The organism is Corynebacterium sp. LK14, from assembly GCF_008042215.1.
In the GTDB taxonomy this organism is placed as follows: Bacteria; Actinomycetota; Actinomycetes; order Mycobacteriales; family Mycobacteriaceae; genus Corynebacterium; species Corynebacterium striatum.
In genome coordinates this window covers 507,498-524,314 of record NZ_NOVQ01000009.1, presented here as the reverse complement: position 1 = coordinate 524,314, position 16,817 = coordinate 507,498, and the positions used below count along the sequence as shown (strand labels likewise).

Below are 16,817 nucleotides of genomic sequence, written 5' to 3'. Positions count from 1 at the left end.
TGAGGATGTTGTCCAGGTTGGTCTCCCCGCCTTTAATGGCTCACGCAGCGAGCGCTCACGCTGTGCACGTTGTCCCACATCGGTTCGCCGCGGCTCAGACAAGAGAAATGCCACAAGCGCTCAGTTCTAGTAGCTGGGCGCCTGTGGCGGTAGGCGTGAGTCGATACGGACTAGGAACGGTCCTCGCGTGATGCAGAGGTATCGGTCTTTACATCCTGAGTGTGGAAGTGCGGGGTCGGACGGCCTTGCTCGTCCACGTCATTGAGTTGGGCGAGCTCAGTGAAGTCCGCCTGAGCATCCGCGAAGCCCTCGTTGGGGTCAATCTCGTCGAAGTTACGGATCGTGCCGTCGCGCTCATCCTTGAACATGTCCTTGCCGTAAATGACAAGTACCATGATGATGCCCGCAGCGAAGCCCCAGGCCGCGCCCTGCGTGGCGAGGACGCCGGCAGTAATGCCTGCGATGCCGAGGTCCTTCTGGTTCTTTGCCTCCATGATGCCCACGCGGACGGAGACGAAGCCCTGAATGATGAGAGTGAGCGCCAGGCCGATGGGCAGGATGGGCTCAACGAAGGAAATAATGGGCAGAAGCAACAGGCCGGTGTTTGTTCCCCAGCGGAAAGAGCCGGCACCACCGAAGACGGAGCGCATGGCGCGCTTACCCTGCTTGTAGCGCTCAACAATGACGACGTGCATCGCCGCCCAGAGCGGACCACACATAGCGACGTCAGGGCCGATGATCGACATGATCATATTGCGTCCGCCGAAGAGGAGGTGGGCGCGCGACGGACTGTAGACCACGGCTTCGTCAGTACGGACGTGGTCCGCTTCCTTAAGCACCGCGTTGGCTTGGAGGACGTCACCGAACACCACGATGTAGGCGGCAAGCACGGTCGGAATAGCCGTGAGGAACATGTGCGCAGGCGGTAAGCCGAGACCGAAGATGGTGTACTCGCTCCACAAGGTAGCGAAGTCAGGGCTGGAGAAGCCCCACTCGATGTCCGGCCACGGTGCCTCGCCGACCAGCGGTGCGACGAAGATAGCTACGAAGATAGCTGGCAGGATGCCCAACGAAGCGATGAAGCGCCAACCGGCCGCTTTCTGACGCAGACCAGCGAAGGACCGCGAGTACATCAGGTAGAACGCGATGGCCACCGCGATGGTGATGGTCACGGGGTACGAGTGGAAGCGACCATCTTCCTTGAATACGGAGAAGATAGCGGCGATACCTGCGCCGAGAACGATGCCCGCGCGCAATCCTGAAGGAATGACGCGCACAACCTTCGACGCCAATCCTGTGGCGCCGAGGGTGATAGAGAATATGCCAAGCAAGAGCTGGAAACTAATGAGCGCCCAGACGCGTTGTTCGCCTTCGGGGAAGGTCTGCACGTACACGATAAGCAGCGGGATAGCCGGGGTGATCCAGCCAGGGACGACAGGGTCGCCAAGCAGGTGGTGCGTGAGGTAGAGCAGACCGTTGAGCATGACCACGGCGAGGGCAACCTCGAAGGGCATGCCGAGTGCCTCGGTCATGAGCGGAATGGCGCCAAGGTCGACGACGCACATGAACAAACCTTGGGCGTAGTCCGGCCACTCGATGCGGTAGTGGACAAACGGCAGGCGAATGTCGAAAGGACCGGCCTTCCAGTGCGGAGATTCTTGGCCGATGCCCTGTTCAGGCTCAGCCAGTGCCTTCGATGCCTGATGATCTTCAGGCTGGGATGCGGAATGAGACATGAGATACCAATCTGATGGAAAACATGAAGCCCGGCCACCGCGCTCGAGACGCGGTTCCGGGATTGGCGAACGCCCCGAGCTGGGGCTGGACGAGAATTAGTCGAACTCGATGATCTGACGCAGTGCCACGCCCTCAGAGAGGTTGTCCATGGCCTGGTTGATATCGGCAAGCTTGATGTGACTGGAGATGAGACCCTCAGCGTTAAGCTTGCCCTCGCGCCAAAGCTGCTCGTACTTCGGGATGTCCTTGGTCGGGACGGAAGAACCGAGGTAGCAGCCATGGACGCGACGGGCCTCGCCAGTCATGACGAGTGGGTCGATGGCGATGGTGGAGCCCGGCGCCGGCAGACCGACGGTGACGGTCAGACCGCCCGGACCGGTGATCTTGTAGGCAGTTTCGAGAGCCTTAGGGTGACCGGCGGCCTCGACGACGGCCGTGAACTTCTTGCCGGAGGCTTCGGCCTCGGCCGGGGTCATGGCGTCGGTGGCGCCAAGCTCGATGGCCTTGGCACACTTGTCAGCCTGCATATCGATGCCCACAATCTCCTTCACGCCGAGTGCTGCGGCGGTGATGATAGCGGACATGCCCACGCCACCGAGGCCGACAACGGCAATGGAATCTTCCGGCTTCGGGTCAATCTCGTTGAGAATGGCGCCGCCACCCGTGAGGATGGCGCAGCCAAAGATCGCGGCGATGTCGGCAGGGACGTCAGCACCGATGGGGACAACGGAGAGCTCAGAGACGACTGCATGCGTCGCGAAGCCGGAGACGCCGAGGTGGTGCTGGACGGTCTCGCCGTTGCGGGTGAGGTGGCGGGTACCGCGGATGAGCGTGCCCTCGTTGTTGGTCTTGGAACCGACCTCACACGGCATTTTTCCGTCGGTCTTGCAACCATCGCACTCGCCGCAGCGCGGGAGGAAGGTCATGACGACATGGTCGCCGACCTTCACCTTGCTCACACCGGGACCGACTTCCTCGACGACGCCAGCGGACTCGTGGCCAAGCAACATGGGCAGCGGGCGCGGACGGTTGTTGTTCACCACGGACAGGTCCGAGTGACAGATGCCGGCCGCGGTCATCTTGACCAGGATTTCACCTTCGCCCGGCGCAGTGAGCTCAAGCTCGCTGATGGAAATCGGCTGCGAATCCGCGTAGGGACGCGCGGCATCCGAGCGCTCGAGCACAGCGCCCTGGATGGTGATGGTGTCAGACATGTGGACTCCTTCGAGGTTGTGTGATGTGCAACTCAATCTAGTCAGAATCCAGACGAACGCCAGAGGTTTCCTTAGGAGAATAATCCACCATTCCGCGCGATGGGTGTGTAAATCTACACACCCGTGTGGCCGCGGCCTCGCGCTAGCGCACGAATCCGGAGCGCAAGCTGGGTATCGAGGCTTCGCTCCCCTGTTGCCCAATCCTCACCAAGGACACGGCTAATACGCTCGAGGCGCTGGCGCACGGTATTAACGTGAAGGTACAACTCGCGTGCGGTTCCGGGAATACTATGTCCACTCAAGAAGAACTGGTAGGCCGTCGCCTCGAGTTCCGTGTCATGCGCGGCGTCGTACTCAACAAGCGCGCCCACACTACGCCTTACGAGCGTCGCCAGTGCACTCGCGTCCGCTCCCAGGATGAGCCCCACGGCACCGAGCGTATCTTCGGTGACGAGCTCGCCGCTCATGCCCAATGTAATCGCGGCATCGAGGTACGCCATCGCCGAATCGTGTGCCTCGTGCGCCTCCGTTACACCGGCAACGGGTGCGGCCGCAACGAAGACGGGCGCGGACGACTCCGCGACGAGCCGACGCACGGACGTTGCGACATCCCTATCCGGTTGAAAGAGTACGCAGTAATGCTGCTCATGACGCGTGACTGCCGATGCCCCATCGAGCAACCCATCCAGACGCATCCGGGACAGTGCCGGGTCGGCGCAGTTGACGCCGAGGAAATACAGCGACTCTGGTTGCGCGAGGTCGATGCCTGTCAGCCGTTTGAGACGCAACGCCTCTTCATTTCCGGCGGTGCCCACTGCGACGGAGTAGACAAGGTCATCAACCTTGCGCGCGGTGGCATCGACAAGCGCCTCGTTGAAGAGAGCGATGGCGGCGAAAGCCGCGGAGGCATGCCCCACGACGCGCAGCTCCACGTCGTTAATACCTTTGGGCACGCAGATCGCCCCAAGGAAACGCCCATGGAACTCGACCGGAAGCACGCTGCGATTATCCACGCTCCTCGTGTTGTTGTGCTTGCGTGCCGCGGCGATGGCATCCGTCCACTCGTCGCGCGTGCCATCGCCCACGAAGGTAGATGATTCTTCTAGCCACAGCTCGACCTGCACACCCAAGAACTCGCTAAGCACCTCCGCAAGTTCCTCGAACCGTGCATCGCCGATGAGGACTGCGAGCAGCCGGGAGTCGGCATCGGCAAGTTTGTGCAATTCCTCGACGTGGGTGCGCAGTTCCAACTGCGAACGGCTGAGCTTCGCGACAGACTCGCCCTGGGACTCGATGACGCGCGCCGTATCAAGTGCTACCGCCGTCATCGCGCCGAGGAGCTCGATAGCCATAATTTCATCACGCGAGTAATGCCGCGGGTGGCGGTCGCCGACGAGCAACGCGCCCACGGTCTTGCCACTGATGCGAATGGGCGCGCCCAGAATGCCTCGAATGCCCTCGGCTTCCACCGCCTCATCCACGTAATCGACGTGACTGACCTCCGGATCCTCAGCGTGATCATATGTCCAGGCGGGGCGATTCGTGGCCGCCACAATGCCCAGGATGCCAGTGCCGATGGGCATGCGAATATTCCGAAAGCCCTCCGTCACAACGCCAGCCGTAGCAAGGATATTGGTAAACCCCGACTCGTCATCGTTGAGACTGATGTACCCAATGTGCGCGCCAATGATAGAGCGCGCATGCCGCACGATGGTGTCAAGCACGTCATTCGACGCGCGACCCGCATTGAGCATTTGCGAGACTTCCAAAATCTTCGTCGACATGACGCGCCACGTGCGGTTGGAATCGATGGTGTTTTCCAGCATGCGCAGCGCCGACAACTCGTCCTCCTGCAACGACGCGAGCAAATGATCAGGGATGGTCACCGAGCTATTGAGCCTGCGCAGGATTTCGCTCAATGCTGACACGGCATCCTCCTTTTTCCTTCGCACACGACTGTGATGTGTGTCCATCTTGGCACACGCAGGGACTACGCACTGGCATTTTCGCAGGCCCGCGTCAGGCGTGCCGGGATCTGGCGCTTTCGGCACATTCCCAACCAATGTCGACTCCGGGCTACTACATGTCCTCGCTTGAACGGGCCTGCCCCCGGAAAGTGGACACGTCGGGAGTCAGACCCAGAGGCGCCGTTGGAAGATCCCTACGACGCCCCTTTCGGTTCTAAAACGATGAAGCTCATCTTCGACTAGCGCAGCGGGTCAAAATCCTTAATCTCCGGCAGGGTCTCGCCCGTCTCGATGAGGTGTGCCAGCGCACGGCCGGACGCTGGGCCGAGGACCACGCCCCACATGCCGTGTCCGCCTGAGACGTAAACGTTCGGCGCCTTGGTTGCGCCGATGAGGGGCAGGCCGTCTGGGGTGACTGGGCGGCTGCCCACCCATTCGTCCTCACGGTCATCGAAGTTGATGCCGGTGAACATCTCACTCGCGTGCTTGATCATGGACTGCACCCGCTTGGGATCGAATGGCGCATCCGCGTCGCGGAACTCCATGGTTCCGGCGATACGGAAACGACCCTGGTACGGGGTGCAGGCAAGACGCTGGGCTGGCAGGTAGACCGGATAATCGATGGAATTCTCGCCGGTGTCGACGCTAAAGGAATAGCCGCGGCCTGCTTGTACGCGGGTACGCACACCAAGGCGGCGAGCGAGCTTCGGCAGCCATGCACCAGTTGCGATAACTACGTTGTCCGCCTGTAGGCGCTCCCCCGTGGAGAGCTCAACTACTGGCTTGCGGGTGGACTGAACATCCACCACGGAAGCACCGGTGCGGATTTCGACGCCGCGGGAGCGGAGGGCGTCGGCAAGCTTGTGCGCAAACGGGCCCGGCTCAAAGTAGCGCTGGTTGCCCAGCTTGAATACGAGGTTCACCGAATCAGACAGGTGGGGGACGAAGTCGCGAGGATTGGAAATTTCCTCGAAAGGCACTTCCTGGCCGTGGCGTACGGCGCCTTCGACCTCTTCGATGAAGCCGACGGCCTCAGCCTCATTCTTGAAGGCGATGATAAATGGACTGTCCTTGGTCCAGGATTCCACGCCGCCCTCAACGAGCTCGTCGTATGCACCCAGCGCCTTAAGGTTGATGGGAGTCAGCGCCTTCATGGTGCGGTCCCAGGCGCGCTGGTTCGCGTTCGCCATGAACCGCACACCGAAGTCCACGACCTTGGGGTCCGGAACCAGCGGCACGTGCAGTGCTGCGTTCGGGTCGAGGAATGCCTGAGGGGTATAGCGCCACAGCTCACTGTTCGCCAGCGGGATGGTCTTACCCGGGCTCAACCAACCGGCGTTGCCCCACGAGGAGCCGGCTGCCACGCCGTCGCGGTCAATGACCGTGACCTCGTATCCGGCTTTACGCAGGAACCAGGCGGTGGACAAACCCACCATGCCCGCGCCGATAACGATTGAATGATTTGCCACCACTTTCTACTCCTTAGATAGTCACGGTTTTAGCCAGCCCCTTTATTGACGCAGGCTAGGTTCTATGTCACATATTAAGACAATTGTGGGAAATGCTACTACATCCCATAGACCGCGACACCCGTTATGAATAGGCACAGTTAAATAACCAGAAACATTAGAAAGCTGAGCAAGAATGAGCGGTGACAATAATTAAATAGCGCCTCCCTATTAGCTCTAGAAATCTCGAAACTTGGGCCCAAGGTAAGGAATGGCAAATAAGCGAATCGGCTTGACCCAAGCACCGAAGGCTGAAGCAAAGAGGAGCAGACATGAAGGACATCAAGGTCAATCGACTCATCACCCTGCTTCTGGGAATCGCTCCAGCCACCGGCGAAGTGATGAGACTTCCGGCCTTGCACATCGGTATGTGGGAGGTTCCGCTCGTTGTGGCTTCGGCGCTCATTGCGATGGTCACTTTGTGGTGAGCACCGCGGTCGCACTATTGAGGCAGGGGCCTACGGCATCGACAATGAGCGCAATATCTTCCTCGGAGTAGTCAGCATGAGCCGTAAGTCTTAGCAATGCCTGTCCGAGCGGTACCGACGGATAGCGGATCGGAGAAACAATTACTCCCCTTTCAGCTGCCTGTGCCGCACACTCCATAGCTGCGTCCTCAGCGCCTACCGGCAAGACGATAATAGGTGCGGGCGAGTCCACCACTTTCCAACCGTTCGCCCGCAGACGCTGCCGAAGGTTGCGCACGACGCGGGCAAGCCGTTGCACTCGCGAAGGAACGAGAGCTAACGCCGCACTGATGGTGGCTGCCTGCGATGGCGGCATGGACGTTGAGAAGATGTAGCTGCGGCAACGTTGGCGGCATAGCTCGATAAGTGGCTCACTGCCCGCGACGAAAGCGCCCGCCACACCTAGTGCTTTGCTCGCGGTACCGATATAGATATCCGACAAGGGCAAATCGAAATGCTCACAAACGCCGCGTCCATTTTTGCCAAGTGTGCCGATTCCGTGCGCGTCATCGATCATCAACCAGGCGTTGGAATCCTGAGCAAGTTCCTGAAGCGCATGGAGATTCGCAAGCTCGCCGGACATGGAAAATACGCCGTCACTGACAATCAATCGGCGCTCCGATGCATCGGCAGCAAGCTGCTCTTCTAAGGTTTTCACGTCAAGGTGCGGATAAACAGATGACCGGAGCCCTTGGTAGCTCGACTTGGCCAGCCGGATGCCGTCGATGATGCTCGCATGATTATCAGCATCAGAGAAAATAGAAAGTCTCTCGCCACAATCTCGCGCAGCTGCAGCAAGCGCAGGAATTACTCCCATGTTGGCGTGGTAACCCGAACCGAACACGAGCGCTGCCGGCGCACCGACAAACCCAGCCAAATCACGCTCGAGTGCTACGTGATAGTCACTCGTACCCGTGGTCAGACGCGATCCTCCTGACCCTACCCCGACGCGCAGCGTTGCTTCGTGGGCCGCGTCGGCAAGCGCGCGATTCGTCCCGAGCCCCAGGTAATCAGACGATCCCGCAAGCAGCGTTTCACGCCCATCGACCACGGTGTGCGGACTTTGACTACCGCTAATGACCCTTTCGGTTCTTTCCAGACCACGCTCACACCACGAAGTATTGGAACTGAATGCCCAGTCTTCCAGGCTCATTGCCAAGAGCCTTCCACAAGGACAGGCTTTTCACGCAGCCACTGCTCTGTCGCCGGAAGTACACTAAGTGCGCCTGAATAGAACAAGACACGTCCACCTTGTTTCCCGCCTTCAGCCTTGACGTTGCGCAAAGCCGTATAGGAACCTTCGACTGCAACATAACCCGTGGTGTAGCTCGGGTCATCGGAAATACAGACTTCCGCGACAATGCCCGGCGCAGCAAGAGCCTTGGATGCTAAAGCAACGGCATCAGCCCGATGGTTCTTCGACTCGGCACAAAGGAAATCAGCCCAATCAAATGTTCCAACCCGAACGCCACGTTGCCCATGAGTGTCTAGACGCTCACCGGTTTCAGCACAGACGATGCTCGCACCGCGCATATCGCGGGTGCGGTACAGAAGCTCGATACCTCGGCGGGCTGCGCTCTCGGAAACACGGTTGTTCCTAGCGAGCACGGTTATCATCGCTGTTTGTGCAGACTCCGGGTTCTCGCAGTCCCGTGCACTAACCTTCAAGGCGCTGACATGAGCAATGTCGCTTGCTGCAACCGCCCGCGTAGCAATGTTGATGGAATCCGGCACGCCCTTCTCGTGCCGCAACGCACGAGTGGCAAGCTCTGAGCTCACGCGAGGAACAAGGTGCGGTTCTACGATGCGTTCTGCACCCGAGATATGCCTACCTTCAAGGCTTGCACGCATCTTAATACTCATCAGCACAGCCGAGGTTTCTGCCATGCAGGTATCGTAGCCCAGCATCTTGAACACCGTTCAATAATTATCGAAACAGGGTTAATCCCCTCTCCTAGCTCCGCTCGGAAACGCACTTACCTATGCCAAGTGACAGTGCGACTTCCACGAGACATTAAGAACCCCCACGTGCCTTCCAACCACGTATGTGGTCGGGGCTCGTGGGGGTTGCTTTGCGCAGTGTGTGGGTATTTCCCCTACTGCTGTGGTACGGTGCCCAGGGTTTCCTCCATGCAGGCCTGCTGCTGGGCAGGATCCTGCATCTCCAGGCACTTGGCGGCGCCGGTGTCGCCGAGGATCTTCACGCCGAGGGCCATGACGGCGATGGCCCCAGCGAGGGCCAGGATGGAAGTAATCAGGCCGACGATGGACATCCAGGTGCGGCGCAGCTCCTTCGGGCGCTTGCGGCCAACGACCAGCGCGATGATGGAGACGATGATGCCGATTGGGCCGAGCAGCAGCGGCGGAACAATCAGCAGCAGCGACAGCAGCGCGATGATGCCGATGACCATCGCCCAGATAGCAACGGCGTTCTTCTTTGCCGGCTGGCTGTCGGCGCCAGCGGCGGTTGCGTTCGTGCCGTAAGCATCGTGGGAGGCGTGGTCGTGAGCGGTGTGGTCGTTCAGGCCATCGTGGTTGTTTGCGGCGTCGACGTCGTGAGCGCGCTCCTCGTTGGCCTTGGAGGTTGCCTCACCGTAGGACGGCAGCTTGCTGGTGCTGTCGCTGCTAAATGGGCTCTTTGCGTTGTCCGGGTTCTCTGGGTTGTTCGGGGTGGTCATGCGTTTGGCCTCCTTGGGGCAGCTCTAATTGCGTGCTTTTATCGAATATGTGCGTTAAATAGCTTATGCGTTTGCAATCGCTTCCGGCCACGTTACTTACGGAACCTGTGAAATCACTGGCAACCTAGTTTTGAGTAGAGCCATTCAAAGAATCTTCCATGCAGGCTTGCTTTTGCGCTGGGTCATCGATGGTCGTGCACATTTCAGGGTCAGGCGTCATCGTCCAACCAATGTGCGTATACAAGTAAATCGAGAAAGCAACGGACAAGATTAAAGCGATAATTGAGGTAATCAAGCCGGCGATGGACATCCAGGCGCGGCGCAGCTCTTTTGGTCGCTTCTTACCTTTTAGCAATGCGACGATGGAGACGATGATGCCAATCGGCCCCAGCAGCAGCGGTGGAACAACTAGGAACAAAGACACCAGCGCAATGATGCCGATTACGAGAGCCCAAATAGCGATCACGCTTTTCTTTTCGGCTTGAGGTTCACCGACACCACCACCGGCATAGGCCGGGAATACCGCACCTTCGGCGCTGTCGGAATTCTTCCCGTTGCCCGGGGTGTGAGGGTCGTTCGGGGTGGTCATACGCTTGGCCTCCTTGAGTGCTGCCCACAAGCCTTAATCGTGTTATCGCTAATCGTTCTATTGCTTTTGACTACTGCTTTTGACTAAGTTGCCCACGCTGGGTGCGCTCCACGCTAGGAGTGCACCGCGTCGCGTCACCTACCACTTGCGCAGGTACTCGATGCGCTGGCGCAGTTGCTCGGCGTCGCAAAGCGCGGTGGGTGGGCCGCCGCAGGCCTTGCGCACCTCAGTGTGAATGGCGCCGTGGGGGCGGCCGGTGCGCTGCGCGGTAATGGAGACAACGGTGTTGAGCTCCTTGCGCAGGTTGCCAATCTCATCCACCACGCCGGTGGATTCTTGGTTGTTGGCTGGTTCCTCACGGCGCTTCGGGGCGTACTGCATGCCGTAGAGCTTGCGGCGCTGTTCCTCAGCAGCCTCAGCAGCCCGGCGCGCCTTCTCCTCTGCTTCGCGGCGGTCGAGTTCCTCCGACTGCTTTTTGCGCAGCAGGTCCTTGACCTGGTCGGCGTCGAGAAGCCCGGGGATGCCCAGGAAGTCCGCATCGACGTCTTCGGTGATGTCGCCGGTGTTGAACTGCGAGCCGTTAAACAGCAGGCCGGAAAATTCCGCCTCAGCGCCGAGGGCCTCGTAGGAGGGCTCGAGCATGTCAGGCTCAGACTTCTTACTATTGGCCTCCGCCAATAGCTCGTCGTCCCAACCCTCTTTATCGGGGCTCTTTTCCTCACCCAGGACATGGTTGCGTTCCTTTTCCATGTTCTCTGCCAGGCCCAGCAGCACCGGCACGGAAGGCAGGAACACCGAGGCGGTCTCACCGGGCATACGAGATCGCACGAAGCGGCCGATTGCCTGCGCGAAGAACAGCGGAGTCGAGGCCGAGGTGGCGTAGACGCCCACCGCCAGGCGAGGGACGTCGACGCCCTCAGACACCATGCGCACTGCCACCATCCACTCGTCGGTGGACTTGGAAAACTCCTCAATGCGGTCCGAGGAGCCCGGGTCATCGGACAAAATCACCGAGACCGGGGTCGAGGAAATCTGCTTCAGAATCTTCGCGTAAGCACGCGCGGTCTGCGTATCGGTAGCCAGCACCAGGCCGCCAGCGTCCGGCATGTTGCGGCGCATCTGCATCAGGCGCGTGTGCGCGGCCTGCAGCACCGCCGGGATCCACTCGCCCTTCGGGTCCAGCGCGGTCTTCCATGCACGCGCTGTCTGCTCAGGGTTCAAGATATCGCCCAGGCGGGCCGCATATTCCTCACCCGCAGAGTCACGCCAACGCGCCTCGCCCGAGTAGGACAAGAACACAACGGGACGCACGACGCCGTCGCGGAGCGCATCGCCATAGTTATAGGCGTGATCCGAACGCGAAACGAGATGCCCCTCCCCGTCCTGCTCGTAGCGCACAAAGGGGATCTGGGAATCGTCAGATCGGAAAGGCGTACCCGTCAGCGCCAGGCGATGTTCGACATCGTCATAAGCCTCGCGCACGCCGTCGCCCCAGCTCTTGGCGTCACCGGCGTGGTGGATCTCATCCAGGATCACCAACGTACGGCGCGCCGAAGCCACCGCGCGGTGCTTGAACGGGTGCATGCCCACCTGGGCATAGGTCACCACGATGCCGTCCATCGCCGGGTTTACGGCAGAAGAATTCGAGAAGTGCGGATCCAGCGCCAAGCCCACGCGCGCAGCCGACTGGAACCACTGAATCTTCAGGTGTTCAGTAGGCACCACGACGATGACGCGCTCGACCGTGCGGTCTTCCATCAGCTCCGTAGCAATGCGCAGCGCAAAGGTGGTCTTACCCGCGCCAGGCGTTGCCACGGCCATGAAGTCCTGGGGCTTTTTGGCCAGGAACTTATCGAGGGCGGCCTGCTGCCAGGCACGTAGCTTTCCGTTGTTGGCGAATCTTCTGGGGTTGCGGGATACAGAATTACTCACCGGGCGGCTCACTTGCGGCGCAGGCCCTTGTACACGCGCTCACAATCCGGGCACACCGGGGATCCGGGCTTGGCCTGCTTGGTCACTGGGAAGGTCTCCCCGCACAGCGCAACGACGTACTTACCGTTGACGGCGGAGTCCAAAATCTGGTTCTTCTTCACGTAGTGGAAGAACTTTGGGGTGTCATTATCAGTCGTCGACGAATCCTCACGGATGTCGGGACGTTCAATCGTCTTAGTCGTCGTACTCACCCCACCCATAATGCCGCATTGGTGTCGAACTTCGCACCTCGCACGTCTACCCTTGTACGCATGTCCTCAAAGAACTCGCGCGATAGGTCCGGTTATAGGCCCAAGGCCACCCCACAATCGGGGCGTTGGTCTCCCCGCCGCGCTTTTCGACGCCGCGAAGCTCACCTCATCACGGACGCTCAGCTCTCCCCAGGCCAAGACCGCCACAGACGCGAGGTCATCTACTCGATCCTGCAGTTCCTGCGCGTTCCTTCTCTGCTGGTAGGCGGCGCCCTCATCTATTTCTACGATGCGTGGCTTGCCGCGACGCTCATCATTGGCGTGACCTTCCCGCTGCCGTGGATTGCGGTCGTCATTGGCAATGGCAAGGGGCAGCCGAAGGACAAGAGGGAAAAGAACGTCTACAAACCCGCTCTTGCCCGCCAGATGACACAAGCTCAGGCACAGCAGATTGCCAATCCACAACGCAGAGCGATCGAAGATCAGCCAGTTGAGACCATTGACCACGACATAGATTTCGACGAAAAGGACCCACGATGACTATCTTTGGCCCTGCTTTCCAGCCCGAGCACCCAGTGGCCGAGGTTGCCGCAGAGCTCAGCGAGTTCCTCACCGCGCACGGCTTCACCGCCGATGGCATCGCCGGACATTTGGGGCCGGAGTACACGGAGGCTATGCACCGTGGCGAGCCAGCGGCCGTAGCCTTAGGTGCTGCAGGCGATACCACTCTCGACGCCCTCATCCGTCTGTTTATCCTGCACGATACTGTCACGCCGGAGCAGCTTTCCGACGTCCTGAGTGCCAGGCTTGCCACCAAACTACTGGATGCAGGCATCGCCCAGCGCAACGACGTTGGCGAGGTCTACATTGCCTATGACATCCGGCCGCACATCATTGTGGGTGAGAATCGACTAGTCTTTTCCGACGTCGATGCCGGGCTCGTCGATCATGTGCCCGGCCCAGACCACGTCCTAGGCGTCGGTGCGGCTAGCCTCTCGCTTCTCCAATCAACTCCACTGACTCCAGTCGAGTCCGCCTTGGACTTGGGAACGGGTTCAGGTGTACAGCTACTGGGTCAGCTGTCGACCGCAGAGCATGTCACGGCGACCGATCTGCACGAGCGAGCCCTTGAGCTGGCACGCGCGACAATCGCAGCGGCAGGCGCAGACGCAAGCGACAAGGTAGAACTCCTGCAAGGCTCCTGGTTTGAGCCGGTTGCCGGAATGAGCTTCGACCGAATCGTTGCTAACCCTCCCTTTGTGGTGGGTTTGCCTGAGGTTGGCCATATTTATCGTGACTCGGGGCTCAACCTCGATGGCGCCAGCGAACTCGTGGTCTCCCAGGCAGTTGAGCACCTCAATCCGGGTGGCAGCGCGCATGTCCTCGCTGCGTGGGTGCATCAGGGCGAACAATCCTGGCAGCAGCGTGTGGCTTCTTGGCTGCCCGATACTGGTGTTGCCGCATGGATCATCCAGCGCGACGTGGCTGATCCTGCGCTTTATGTATCGACGTGGCTCAAGGACGAATCCGTAGACGTTCGCTCGCTAGAAGGACGCGAGCGCGCCCGGCTGTGGCTTGAGCACTTTTCTGCGCACGATGTCACGGGAATTGGATTCGGATTCGTGGCCATCCAGAAAATCGGCGACGACGAGCCCTCCGACATCCTTGCCGAATACATGCCACAACCATTCACAGATCCACTGGGACCAGAGGTAGAGGAGTATTTCGCGCGCATCGCATGGCTGCGCAACCTCGTCCCTGGCGAAATCGAGACCAAGCACTTCCAGGTCCGCCCTGGCGTAGCACGGGAAGACATCGGCCTTCCAGATAGCGAGCTCGGAATGGGTTTCTCGCCGGCGGCGTTGCGTTTAACCCGCACGGAAGGGCCACGGTGGTCCCACGACGTCGACAAGCACATCGCGTCCATCGTTGCAGGCCTCAACCCGCACGGTCTGAGTTTGGGAGAAACAATCGAGCTCTATGCCACAGCCCAGGGCTTCGACGAAGAAGAACTCGTGGCCTCGGCGATTCCCGCAATGGTCGATCTCATCCGCCATGGGCTTATCATCCCGACAGATCTCTTAGCATTCACCAACGTTGATACCGCTTCTGCAAGCGGCGTCACCTTTGAGGGAAACCGCGACGATCTCCAGGGAGATGTCCGCTCCGACAACTCGACTGACCAACAGGAGGATTAATGCGAGCCGTTCTCACGCGTGTTTCTCACGCATCCGTAACCGTAAATGGTGAGGTCGTGGGGGAAATTGACTGCCCAGATACCGGTGGAATTCTGGCGCTGATTGGAATTTCTCGCATTGATACCGAGTCCTCGGGCGGTGAGCTCGAGGCTGCTATTGAGAAAATGGCACGCAAGATCGCCGAACTGCGCATTCTTGAAGGTGAAAGAAGCGTTGAGGAAGCTGGCGCTCCAGTGTTGGTCGTCAGTCAATTTACGTTGTACGGAAAGACTGCCAAGGGCCGTCGTCCTTCCTGGTCCGATGCTGCGCCGGGAGAGAAGGCAGAACCCGTAATTGAGAGAATCACTGCAAAACTTCTCTCACGGGGACTCCGTGTTGAGACCGGAAGATTCGGGGCCATGATGCATGTTTCATCCGTAAATCAGGGTCCATTCACAGTTCTCGTGGAGGCCTAAAACTTTCCCACAGCCCAATCCCCCACCGCGCGCAGGCTTTTCACCTGCGCGTTTTCTATTTGACTATGCGACACCTCACTCCATCTATCAGGTTGTTGAACAACGCACAGACTGCCGCAAAAATCAAATTTTAAAAGAGTGATAAAAAACGTACTTGCAATACAATAATTTATTATCATTTCTCACCGATGCGGGTTTATGATGAAACTACAGCGAAGCAAAAAGGGCTGAAACTGCAGGACAAAGCACAAAACGTCCGAAGGCAGTTGCAGAATTGCAACCGAGAGAAAATTCTCAAGGCTTGCAAGGTTGCACCAAGCTCTAAAGCTTCGGTCGACCATCTAGAGACGCAGGAGAAAGAAAATGTCTCACTCAGTCTTGCGGAACAACACCGCGAATCACCCCGAGAATGAGCCCAACATGCCGGAGAGCCTCAAGACCTCCAAAGCATTGAAGGCCGAACAGTCCACTTCCGCTGACTCATCGCAGTCACCATTCTCCGGAACCACCGGGGCCCCCAAGTGGAACAAGACGGACCTCACCTGGATGCTGTCACTCTTTGGCACCGCAATCGGCGCCGGCGTCTTGTTCCTCCCCATCAACGCAGGCATCGGCGGCATCATCCCGCTGCTCATCATGACGGTCGTGGCACTGCCAATGACCTACTGGGCACACCGTGGCCTTACCCGCCTGGTGCTCTCTAGCTCCAAGCCAGAAGGCGACCTCACCGACGTCGTCGAGGAGCACTTCGGAATTAAGGCAGGCGTGTTCATGAACATCCTGTACTTCCTCTCCGTCTACCCGATTCTCTTGGTTTACTCCGTGACCATCACCAACACGGTTAATTCCTTCCTCCAGAACCAAATCGGTATTAACCCGCCGGCACGCTGGCTGACCTCCCTCCTGCTGGTCGGTGGTCTCATCCTCATCGTCCGCATGGGCAAGGATGTCATCGTCAAGGTCATGTCTTGGCTGGTTTACCCGTTCATCGGCGTTCTGGTTCTGCTATCCGTCTACCTCATCCCGAAGTGGAACACCGCATTGTTCGATTCCTTCGACCTGAACGTTGCCCGTGAAGCTTCCGGCCACAGCTTGGGTGTCACCCTGATGCTCCTGGTTCCGGTTATGGTCTTCTCCTTCAACCACTCCCCGATGATTTCCTCCTTCGCAGTTGACCGCCGCGAGACCTACGGCAAGTTCGCTGAGGTCAAGGCACGCAAGACCCTGCTGCGCGCAGAAATCCTCATGGTCGTCGTCGTCATGTTCTTCGTCTTCTCCTGCGCCCTGGCACTGTCCCCAGCTGACATGGCAGAAGCAAAGTCCCAGAACATCACCATCCTGTCCTACCTGGCTAACCACTTCGATACCCCGATCATCCAGTGGATTGCACCGATTATCGCAATGGTCGCTGTTGCAAAGTCCTTCCTCGGCCACTACCTCGGTGCTGCTGAAGGCTTCGAAGGCCTCATCCTCAAGGGCAACAAGAGCCTCGACAAGGACGACGCTGCAACCGCTCGCAAGCTCGGCACTATCACCCTCATCTTCATGCTGGTTACCGCATGGCTGACCGCTTGGGCAGACCCATCCATCCTGGGCATGATTGAAACCCTGTGCGGCCCGACGATTGCACTCATCCTCTTCCTCATCCCGATGTGGGCAATCCACAAGGTTCCCGCACTAGCTCGCTTCAAGGGCAAGGCTTCCAACTACTTCGTCTTCTTCATGGGCCTCATCGCCCTCGCCACCATCATCTACACCATCGTCCAGGCCTTCTAGGTCAGAGTACGAACCGGAAATTTGGAAACTCTGAGGATTCAAGGA

General features: G+C 59.2%; 15 protein-coding genes. 5 read left to right on the top strand and 10 right to left on the bottom strand.

The genetic code is table 11. From position 1 onward, the window contains the following. Positions 1–170: 170 nt before the first annotated feature. From CHU71_RS05780 to CHU71_RS05765, 4 genes are all read right to left on the bottom strand, one after another. A complete protein-coding gene (locus CHU71_RS05780; protein ID WP_114976350.1) occupies positions 171–1,736 on the bottom strand; it encodes a hypothetical protein in 1,566 nt (521 codons plus the stop codon). A gap of 96 nt (positions 1,737–1,832) precedes the next feature. Further along, positions 1,833–2,951, bottom strand: coding sequence for an alcohol dehydrogenase catalytic domain-containing protein (locus CHU71_RS05775; protein ID WP_147760456.1), 1,119 nt, complete (start codon positions 2,949–2,951; stop codon positions 1,833–1,835). Between the two features lie 113 nt (positions 2,952–3,064). Next, the gene (locus tag CHU71_RS05770; protein ID WP_255456397.1) at positions 3,065–4,879 is read right to left on the bottom strand and encodes a GAF domain-containing protein; all 1,815 of its coding nucleotides are present in this window, start codon (positions 4,877–4,879) and stop codon (positions 3,065–3,067) included. Positions 4,880–5,157: 278 nt separating this feature from the next. Then, on the bottom strand, positions 5,158–6,387 hold the full coding sequence (locus CHU71_RS05765; protein WP_147760455.1) for an FAD-binding oxidoreductase: 1,230 nt from the start codon (positions 6,385–6,387) through the stop codon (positions 5,158–5,160). A gap of 311 nt (positions 6,388–6,698) precedes the next feature. On the opposite strand from CHU71_RS05765, the gene CHU71_RS12815 reads away from it, so the two are divergent. After that, on the top strand, positions 6,699–6,854 hold the full coding sequence (locus tag CHU71_RS12815) for a hypothetical protein (protein ID WP_187272029.1): 156 nt from the start codon (positions 6,699–6,701) through the stop codon (positions 6,852–6,854). Here CHU71_RS12815 and CHU71_RS05760 read toward each other — a convergent pair. The 6 genes from CHU71_RS05760 to CHU71_RS05735 all read right to left on the bottom strand — a co-directional run bounded on the left by CHU71_RS05760 (position 6,841) and on the right by CHU71_RS05735 (position 12,352). Next, positions 6,841–8,046, bottom strand: a complete 1,206-nt coding sequence (locus CHU71_RS05760; RefSeq protein WP_147760454.1) for an 8-amino-7-oxononanoate synthase — start codon at positions 8,044–8,046, stop codon at positions 6,841–6,843. The genes CHU71_RS12815 and CHU71_RS05760 overlap by 14 nt on opposite strands. Next, the gene (locus CHU71_RS05755; RefSeq protein ID WP_239298128.1) at positions 8,043–8,780 is read right to left on the bottom strand and encodes a 6-carboxyhexanoate--CoA ligase; all 738 of its coding nucleotides are present in this window, start codon (positions 8,778–8,780) and stop codon (positions 8,043–8,045) included. The genes CHU71_RS05760 and CHU71_RS05755 overlap by 4 nt, the downstream gene beginning before the upstream one ends. Positions 8,781–8,989: 209 nt before the next feature. Next, positions 8,990–9,571 carry a hypothetical protein gene (locus tag CHU71_RS05750; protein WP_147760452.1) on the bottom strand — a complete coding sequence of 194 codons (582 nt, stop codon included), beginning with the start codon at positions 9,569–9,571 and terminating at the stop codon, positions 8,990–8,992. A 124-nt stretch (positions 9,572–9,695) separates the two neighbouring features. Continuing rightward, complete coding sequence (locus CHU71_RS05745) at positions 9,696–10,160, bottom strand: DUF4190 domain-containing protein (protein ID WP_147760451.1); 465 nt, start codon at positions 10,158–10,160, stop codon at positions 9,696–9,698. 138 nt (positions 10,161–10,298) lie between these two features. Continuing rightward, positions 10,299–12,092 carry a DEAD/DEAH box helicase gene (locus CHU71_RS05740; RefSeq protein WP_147760450.1) on the bottom strand — a complete coding sequence of 598 codons (1,794 nt, stop codon included), beginning with the start codon at positions 12,090–12,092 and terminating at the stop codon, positions 10,299–10,301. A gap of 8 nt (positions 12,093–12,100) precedes the next feature. Then, the gene (locus CHU71_RS05735; protein ID WP_005529078.1) at positions 12,101–12,352 is read right to left on the bottom strand and encodes a DUF3039 domain-containing protein; all 252 of its coding nucleotides are present in this window, start codon (positions 12,350–12,352) and stop codon (positions 12,101–12,103) included. A gap of 51 nt (positions 12,353–12,403) precedes the next feature. Between CHU71_RS05735 and CHU71_RS05730 the strand changes: the two genes are divergently transcribed. From CHU71_RS05730 to CHU71_RS05715, 4 genes are all read left to right on the top strand, one after another. After that, positions 12,404–12,883, top strand: coding sequence for a DUF3099 domain-containing protein (locus tag CHU71_RS05730; RefSeq protein WP_187272028.1), 480 nt, complete (start codon positions 12,404–12,406; stop codon positions 12,881–12,883). Further along, positions 12,880–14,541, top strand: a complete 1,662-nt coding sequence (locus CHU71_RS05725; protein WP_147760449.1) for a methyltransferase — start codon at positions 12,880–12,882, stop codon at positions 14,539–14,541. Before CHU71_RS05730 ends, CHU71_RS05725 begins: the two co-directional genes overlap by 4 nt. Beyond that, positions 14,541–14,996, top strand: coding sequence for a D-aminoacyl-tRNA deacylase (gene dtd / locus CHU71_RS05720; RefSeq protein ID WP_147760448.1), 456 nt, complete (start codon positions 14,541–14,543; stop codon positions 14,994–14,996). Before CHU71_RS05725 ends, dtd begins: the two co-directional genes overlap by 1 nt. A gap of 420 nt (positions 14,997–15,416) precedes the next feature. After that, positions 15,417–16,772 (top strand): HAAAP family serine/threonine permease, encoded by a 1,356-nt coding sequence (locus CHU71_RS05715; protein ID WP_236593832.1) that lies wholly within the window; start codon positions 15,417–15,419, stop codon positions 16,770–16,772. Positions 16,773–16,817 lie beyond the last annotated feature (45 nt).

Coding starts and splice junctions, on each gene's coding strand:
- CHU71_RS05780 (WP_114976350.1), bottom strand. CDS start 1,736: ATGTCTCATTCCGCATCCCAGCCTGAAGATCATCAGGCATCGAAGGCA.
- CHU71_RS05775 (WP_147760456.1), bottom strand. CDS start 2,951: ATGTCTGACACCATCACCATCCAGGGCGCTGTGCTCGAGCGCTCGGAT.
- CHU71_RS12815 (WP_187272029.1), top strand. CDS start 6,699: ATGAAGGACATCAAGGTCAATCGACTCATCACCCTGCTTCTGGGAATC.
- CHU71_RS05760 (WP_147760454.1), bottom strand. CDS start 8,046: ATGAGCCTGGAAGACTGGGCATTCAGTTCCAATACTTCGTGGTGTGAG.
- CHU71_RS05755 (WP_239298128.1), bottom strand. CDS start 8,780: ATGGCAGAAACCTCGGCTGTGCTGATGAGTATTAAGATGCGTGCAAGC.
- CHU71_RS05750 (WP_147760452.1), bottom strand. CDS start 9,571: ATGACCACCCCGAACAACCCAGAGAACCCGGACAACGCAAAGAGCCCA.
- CHU71_RS05745 (WP_147760451.1), bottom strand. CDS start 10,160: ATGACCACCCCGAACGACCCTCACACCCCGGGCAACGGGAAGAATTCC.
- CHU71_RS05735 (WP_005529078.1), bottom strand. CDS start 12,352: ATGGGTGGGGTGAGTACGACGACTAAGACGATTGAACGTCCCGACATC.
- CHU71_RS05730 (WP_187272028.1), top strand. CDS start 12,404: ATGTCCTCAAAGAACTCGCGCGATAGGTCCGGTTATAGGCCCAAGGCC.
- CHU71_RS05725 (WP_147760449.1), top strand. CDS start 12,880: ATGACTATCTTTGGCCCTGCTTTCCAGCCCGAGCACCCAGTGGCCGAG.
- dtd (WP_147760448.1), top strand. CDS start 14,541: ATGCGAGCCGTTCTCACGCGTGTTTCTCACGCATCCGTAACCGTAAAT.
- CHU71_RS05715 (WP_236593832.1), top strand. CDS start 15,417: ATGCCGGAGAGCCTCAAGACCTCCAAAGCATTGAAGGCCGAACAGTCC.